The sequence below is a fragment of the Sporomusa sp. genome (assembly GCF_057736855.1).
Map to the genome: position 1 here is coordinate 16932 of NZ_JBYKYF010000015.1, position 6425 is coordinate 23356.

Consider the following 6425-nt stretch of genomic DNA (forward strand, 5'->3'; position numbering starts at 1 on the left):
GCTATATAGTTCAGGTAATTGGCCCTAACCTTAACAATCATCCGACTTATTGGCAGTTCCTTTTGCATAGCAGGATTATTGGGTTGAAGTTTTATCAAACCAGTTTGACTTACGATTTCATGTAGACGATTTAATTCAACTCGTAGTCTTGCTGCTTCCCAAATAGCTCCATCTACCAGCGATAATTGCTTTTCATCAACGCCAGCAAACAGTGCTTTGATTCTCTCGTATTCTTGCCGGACTTCCATGTATCTCACCCCAAGTCAAACTTTTTCAAAAACCTTCCCGAGAAAAGTCAAAATTTTGGTGTGTATTTTTCTTAAGTACGCTCGCCGGTCCTGTGCGAAAAGCGCCAGAATCGTTGAGCGGGGGGGGATGTTAGTTGTACTCACTCCACCACTTCTCAACAAACTTTTCCCATCCCGGCTTCACGTCTCTTAGCCTCATAGCCCTCTCAAGACACTCTTGCTTTGTGCTCTCGCAATATATAAGCTCGGCCCCGAGTTCTTTAGCAAGCCGCTCCCGCTCATGCCTATTTGGATAACCACCGATTACATACGCATCGTGCCAGTTGCCAAACCGTGTCTTAATCATGTCGAGCATTTTATCCCTGAGAGCAAACACGTTGTACTTCAGGTTATCGGGCTTATCGTACAACGCCTGACCAGATATGCATTCATAAATCTTATCAACGTCAACTATCATATCCCCGTACTGTGCAAGCTGATTAACCAATGTCGTCTTACCTGATAGCGGACTGCCATAGACAATGAATACCTCATGCTTGCTGTGACCATTTCTGTAGTGTGGTTCCCTATTATGACATGACCAGCAAAGTAACTCAATAAGATCAGGATTAAGAGCGATTGCCGGATCGTTTACATTCTGCTGCGTTAAAGGGATTTTGTGATGGCCAATCAACTTAGACGTGTTAGTTACTACCTTCTGACACCGTTCACATACAGGCCCACGCACAACAATTAAATTAAACCTAAGGTCTGTCCATGCCTTAGACGTATACAGTTTTCGTGCAAAATCTTGAGCCATACTACCATTCCTTTAGTTTGAGTTCTCTTTCCCTTAGAGCCAGCACTGCATTATCATAGGCAATCTTGTGCTTGTGCATAGGATTCATCCCGAAGTAATTAGCCAACCATTCAAGGGCTTTCTGCCTGTCCTCAAGTTTAATCTTCATGCCGTTCTTGCCCTGACTAATCTCACAAATAAGGCCACCATCCACCTGGTCACTACTTTTAAAGTTCAGATAGTTATACTTTCTGGTTTTAACTGTACCATCAGGATTAAGTAGTACCTGTCCGGATTCATCAACCTCAGGAACTTCAATTAAGCCAAACTCGGTAAAGTCAGTCATATCGGCAAAGGCTATCCGCATATAACGCTCGACAATATCGTCTTCGTTAATCATGATTGATTGGCGCTTGATAGCCTTTAAACGCTCCACTTCTGCCCTAATCTCAGGTTTCGTCAAGTTTTCATATCCAATCTGATATGCTGAGTCTTTAGAGTAACCAGCTTTTATTGCTGACTGAGTAGCATTAAAGTTTTTTATGTAATATAAACAAAAAAGCCGTTGTTTTTCAGTAAGTCCATCGGATTCCTGAGTAACAGCGACTTGCATACCTTTTTCTTGATTGCATACCTTTTTGTTTTGCATACCTTTTTTTTTCTTGGTATGCGTTTTTTCTATGCGGCTCCATTTGTACCTAGTTTTCCAGGACTTCACAGTACTAATAGTTACCCCGTACTTAGCGGCTATATCTTTATACTTCATGCCAAGCATGTAGTCTTTTTCTGCTAACTCATGATTAGTCACACCACCACCTCATTTTATTAATCCTGTTTTATCGCTTCCTCTTCAGCTTTCCGTTCTCCCTCCGACATATGCCAGCACTCGGCCTCATGAGTTCCCTGTAATTCGGCTCCCTTGGCCGCTTACGGTAGGTAACGCACTGCCGCTGCACGTGATAGGCATTACCGGCAGTGCAGGTCTGGTCATCGTTATATTTGCAGTTAGTGTCATCACAATAGTGCGGCATGCGTGTCACCTCCAGGCATAAGAATAGCCGCTCGGTTTGAGCGGCTGAGTAAAAAAAAAGAGCCCCGACTAAGGCTCTTAATAATTAGCGTCAATATATAATTTAGGTTTTGATTGACCGGTCATCTTGCAATCAGATTTAATGCAGTTTACTGAATCACTGCACTCTACACTTACAAGTTTTTTATAGTTTACTGCAGGTACTTCAACGTAAGTTTCGGTTACTGTAATTGTTTTATTTAGTCTCTTGCAATGATATTTCACTAGTTTTATACTCATATACCACATACCCCTTTTTTACCATTTTTAACACAATTCGGCAAAGGGGAAATAATTCCTTTTATGACTATCCATTTAATCTCGACATTTCCGTCTTTCTGAGCTCAGCTATCTTTCTCAGTGCCACAAACTGAGCATCATACCCATCAAGCTCAGCTTTAGCAAGCGCATACGTAGCTTCAGCAGTATCTAACTCGTCGGCAGCCTTAACTACTTCGTCATCAATAGTAGCCATTGACTTAACCACCGCAGCATTGCCTTGCCCCTTGTATTTGACTGTTGCCCTAGCCATGGCTCTATCATAGTTGCGTTCTTTGATAGCTACATCTTGCTTATATTTAACTACCAGGTCAGCAAGCTTTGCTATCTGATTACTACAGACTGAAAGCAAGTGTTGTAATTGTGCAGGCGTTGGATTTTCCGGTACCGTTAACTTAGTCGACATTGTACCCCATCACCCTCCTTACAGCCTTCCGGCAATCTTCCCCACTCTTTCGCAAGCGCCTGCCAACCATGTTAAATAAAAAATCCTGCGAATACTTGCCCGCAGGGATTTTAACATAGTGACATGTCCAACAGAGTTGTATTAGGTTTTCCGGTATGTCCGGTCCACCTGCGCCGCGTGTAATGATGTGATGTGGCCCTATTCCCTGCGTTGGTGCTCCGCATACTTCGCAATTGTCCATCTTACACCGTTCAAAGGTCTTCCGATCAGATATCCGCGGCGTTTTTGGTATCGGCTGCACCATCATAAATGTTTCACCCGGTCCCTGAGTTCAGCTAATTTAGCATCGTTAAAACGGTCTTCGCTACTGAGGTAGCCTGTGATGCGACGTATCCGACGTATAGGCGACCGTTCTTTAGCCGTAATAACAACCTCGTCACCTTCAATGGTGATTATAATGCTGCCGATTTCTTTCCCTGGCTTTGTCTGTTTCCAGTGTTCAATCTCGCTACGGACATATACGGCAGCCTCTTCTTCCGTCATATCTGCCGGGCATATAACAGCAATACCATCAATTATCATCTCAGCACCCCCGTTACTCTGCTGCTCTTTTTATCATGGGATTTTACAGGAGGATGCGCCAAGTCGGTGCTGGCATTATACTCCGGGCAGTTACCTTTGTCCATTTTGTAGTTATAGCAGTCACCGCAATTGCCGTTGGCTCCGGGTTTTGGTTTGTACATCTTACACCAGTGCTTCATGTTGCACCTCCGTTTAGGCATATAAAAAGACCATATCGTTGACTTGCACGAAATGGTCATAAATTCAAAACCGCCTACCTGGGGAACTGTACACAACCAGATAGGCGGTCGGCTCGGTAAACGAACCCCCTATTGCGGCTCCTGTGTACTTTCGCCGCTAAATTATAATGCTGCCTGCGGAATATTTGCCGGTTTTCACGGCGCTGCACATCAGCCGCACTGGGCAGCAGTCAGTAGAAATAAAAACAAGGCCAACCCCATTAAGGCTGGCCTATGTTATGTTAACTTCTACCGGTATCGTATCTAACACAAATATACCACTTTGTCAAGCGAATTTCAAGGTTTTTCTGCTGTTTTTACATACCTAATTTTATTCGGTAAACCCGCTAATTCATTGTATATTTGAGTAGTTGTTTTTTTCTTTACGGGCTTCTTATTCCCCTTGGTTTTGCTACCACCATTTAGCTTGCTACGTGTAGTTACCATAGTACCGTGAGTAGTATCATTGTTCCGGTCACATGGTAGTTGTTTTTCAAACTCCTGCCGAATCGTAGCCTTGTCCGATATATCTGTATTAAACGGCCATATTTCTGTGCCGCAATCCGGGCAGCACAAGTAAGCATCTTTCTTGTAGTAAATCATAGTCGATTGACAACTGGGTACTGGGCATTTCATGTTTCGCGGGACAAAATTGTTACGATGATCACCGCATTTCTTGCACTTTTCATGCTCTGCGTGATTCGGGCTCCAATAAATACAATTACCACAGTTTCTTTTTAATTCCATTACCCCACCCCCACAATAATTATTAAACAGGAATAAGGGCAGTCTTAGCTGCCCTTTATTTAAGCACTTTCATCGGCAAGCAATACCCGGTACTTATTCGTTACCAAAGTTGCTTGCTCTTTGTTATCCCCTGTCCGCTTCGGCGCAAAAATGTCTACAAAAACTGTCTCATTACACTCGCGGCACTTGCACTTTTGAGCGTTACTGTACAACCGCTTGTTGCCCTTATTTAATCGCTCGACCTAAACATACACCCGAACATCAGCCCCACTGTCGCGCCGATCCACGCGGATATTATCGTTGTCCACCACGGTACCACCATAGCCACACTCCATAGTAATCAAAACTCGCAACTCCTTTCCCGGCAGTTCGCACAATTCATCATTTCTCGATTAAAAATTTCCGGCATTGCAAGTGTCAACTGAGTGTGTATCTGTTCAGCAATTTCCCTGTGTTCCGGCAACGCCCGGTGACAAAGCCGTTTAGGTAGATACTCAAACCATGCGCGAAGGTTGCCGGTAACTCTCAGTTCTGTCAATGTCCCTTTTGGCAGTATATAGGCCGCGTGCTGCTTATTTATTCCACCTTGCACCATGCGGTTATATAAATCAAAACACTTACCGGCCAAGTCCATAAATTCGTTTAAAAATATACTTGCTTTTATTTCGTTGGGTATATAGTATTTTGGCGGCATGTGTGAGCCTCGGCTACTTTTAACCGTAAATCCAAGGTGTCTATGCCTTGTTTGTTGCCCTAATACAGCCAAGCTATAGTTAATATCAAAGCTGGCGTATGCATGCTCTAATACCGACAAATGCCCTGCCTGTATAGCCTTTTCCGGTGTTACTGGACGTTTGCCATAACATTTTTCTAAAGCACCGCAGATTAAGTCCATATAGTCCTTGCTATAACTGACCAATTTAACGCTCATACCGAATCTTTACTCCCTCGGATTAATCTTCTCGCCGCGCTCGACCTGCTGTAGCCACTTTAAGTATTGCGCGGCCTTTTCTAAGTCCACTTTAGCCTGCCCCTTGTACTGATATCGCAGGCTGTATTTGAGTACATTACCATACAGGAATCCCTTAAATTGCTCCGGCGTCATATACATCTGCATAATTTCAATCGATTGCACATCTGCCTGCTGGTAATGGGTTTGTGATTTAGCTGTGCCATCACTCACCGTCCGAACCTCCCCGCTCACTTCTTGGCGGACAATAACATTCACAGTCTTTGACTTCTCCTTCGCAATAATCACAATGTCCGCAGCCATGGATACCTAAAATTGGCTCAAGCTCTTTGTTTTCTCTTAATGCGCACGTGTTACAGTAACAATTCTTGGTGCATTTAACCATTGTCCGCACCTCCCCGGTACTTGCCCAGAGCATCCCTGGCAATACTTCGGTAAATTTTAATTACATCGGCACCCAAAGGAGCAAGATTGCCGTTTTCTATCTTTTCTTACGGTCAATCACACTCATAACTCTCCGCTTCCCCCCTCGTTTAGTTAGGGTTGGTTAGATGCCGATAACCTTTTTCAAAGTCTCAGCAGCAGCCACAATCTTACCTATTTCCTGCCTCATGCCCTGGTCTAAGTTGTTACCCCTGCTCTCAATCAGCATCCGTACACGCTCTACGACTGATTCATAATTATGACCGATATTGGCGGCTAACAGCATTTCACGTATTTTTCTAATTTCCTCGGAATCCCGTTCCCATTGGTCTTTTCGATATTCATAGCTCCGTACTTTGTCATTTGCAGTTTTCAATTCCTCAAGCAACTTGCTTTTAAAGCGGTAACTTAATTCCTTGGCACTGATTTTACCGGCTATATACTGCTCAATGCGCTCAATATTGGTATAACCTTTATGTTCTTGGCCACGCCACATTAAGCAAAAGTACAGTAAATCAAATGCTGTAGCCTTTTCCATATCACGCCAAGCAGCCTTTTTAACTGTCCGAAAGCCTTTAGTGTTAGGGTTAAATATAAATAAACCGATTTCATCCGGCAGCTCTGAGTCGTCAATAACACCTTTGGGATCCGCAAAGTAAAACTCATTTGTGTAAGGGAGATATTCGCGCCACTTATCATCACGGA

Annotated in this window: 12 protein-coding genes and 1 pseudogene; 1 reads left to right on the forward strand and 12 read right to left on the reverse strand. The window is 43.6% G+C overall.

Annotated features, from left to right (window positions below; all coding sequences use genetic code 11):
• From AC29Z1_RS02165 to AC29Z1_RS02200, 8 genes and pseudogenes are all read right to left on the reverse strand, one after another.
• The coding region (locus AC29Z1_RS02165) for a hypothetical protein (protein ID WP_488269816.1) at positions 1–248 on the reverse strand (248 nt) is incomplete at its 3' end.
• A 130-nt stretch (positions 249–378) separates the two neighbouring features.
• On the reverse strand, positions 379–735 hold the full coding sequence (locus AC29Z1_RS02170; protein WP_488269827.1) for a hypothetical protein: 357 nt from the start codon (positions 733–735) through the stop codon (positions 379–381).
• An 87-nt stretch (positions 736–822) separates the two neighbouring features.
• Positions 823–1047, reverse strand: a pseudogene (locus AC29Z1_RS02175) (HNH endonuclease signature motif containing protein); the annotation flags it as partial.
• 1 nt (position 1048) lies between these two features.
• The gene (locus AC29Z1_RS02180; RefSeq protein ID WP_488269817.1) at positions 1049–1834 is read right to left on the reverse strand and encodes a terminase small subunit; all 786 of its coding nucleotides are present in this window, start codon (positions 1832–1834) and stop codon (positions 1049–1051) included.
• A 568-nt stretch (positions 1835–2402) separates the two neighbouring features.
• Positions 2403–2780, reverse strand: coding sequence for a hypothetical protein (locus tag AC29Z1_RS02185; RefSeq protein ID WP_488269818.1), 378 nt, complete (start codon positions 2778–2780; stop codon positions 2403–2405).
• Positions 2770–3087 (reverse strand): HNH endonuclease signature motif containing protein, encoded by a 318-nt coding sequence (locus AC29Z1_RS02190; RefSeq protein WP_488269819.1) that lies wholly within the window; start codon positions 3085–3087, stop codon positions 2770–2772. Before AC29Z1_RS02190 ends, AC29Z1_RS02185 begins: the two co-directional genes overlap by 11 nt.
• The gene (nrdD, locus tag AC29Z1_RS02195) at positions 3084–3362 is read right to left on the reverse strand and encodes an anaerobic ribonucleoside-triphosphate reductase (RefSeq protein WP_488269820.1); all 279 of its coding nucleotides are present in this window, start codon (positions 3360–3362) and stop codon (positions 3084–3086) included. Before nrdD ends, AC29Z1_RS02190 begins: the two co-directional genes overlap by 4 nt.
• Positions 3359–3541, reverse strand: coding sequence for a hypothetical protein (locus AC29Z1_RS02200; protein ID WP_488269821.1), 183 nt, complete (start codon positions 3539–3541; stop codon positions 3359–3361). The genes nrdD and AC29Z1_RS02200 overlap by 4 nt, the downstream gene beginning before the upstream one ends.
• 52 nt (positions 3542–3593) lie before the next feature.
• Here AC29Z1_RS02200 and AC29Z1_RS02205 point away from each other — a divergent pair, with 52 nt between their 5' ends.
• Positions 3594–3848: a hypothetical protein gene (locus AC29Z1_RS02205; protein WP_488269822.1), complete on the forward strand. Its 255-nt coding sequence runs from the start codon at positions 3594–3596 to the stop codon at positions 3846–3848.
• 29 nt (positions 3849–3877) lie between these two features.
• Here AC29Z1_RS02205 and AC29Z1_RS02210 read toward each other — a convergent pair whose 3' ends face one another.
• The 4 genes from AC29Z1_RS02210 to AC29Z1_RS02225 all read right to left on the reverse strand — a co-directional run.
• Complete coding sequence (locus tag AC29Z1_RS02210) at positions 3878–4327, reverse strand: hypothetical protein (protein WP_488269823.1); 450 nt, start codon at positions 4325–4327, stop codon at positions 3878–3880.
• A 340-nt stretch (positions 4328–4667) separates the two neighbouring features.
• Complete coding sequence (thyX, locus tag AC29Z1_RS02215) at positions 4668–5258, reverse strand: FAD-dependent thymidylate synthase (RefSeq protein WP_488269824.1); 591 nt, start codon at positions 5256–5258, stop codon at positions 4668–4670.
• Between the two features lie 9 nt (positions 5259–5267).
• Positions 5268–5600, reverse strand: coding sequence for a DUF3310 domain-containing protein (locus AC29Z1_RS02220; protein WP_488269825.1), 333 nt, complete (start codon positions 5598–5600; stop codon positions 5268–5270).
• 244 nt (positions 5601–5844) lie between these two features.
• On the reverse strand, positions 5845–6425 hold a 581-nt coding region (locus AC29Z1_RS02225), incomplete at its 5' end, for a hypothetical protein (protein WP_488269826.1).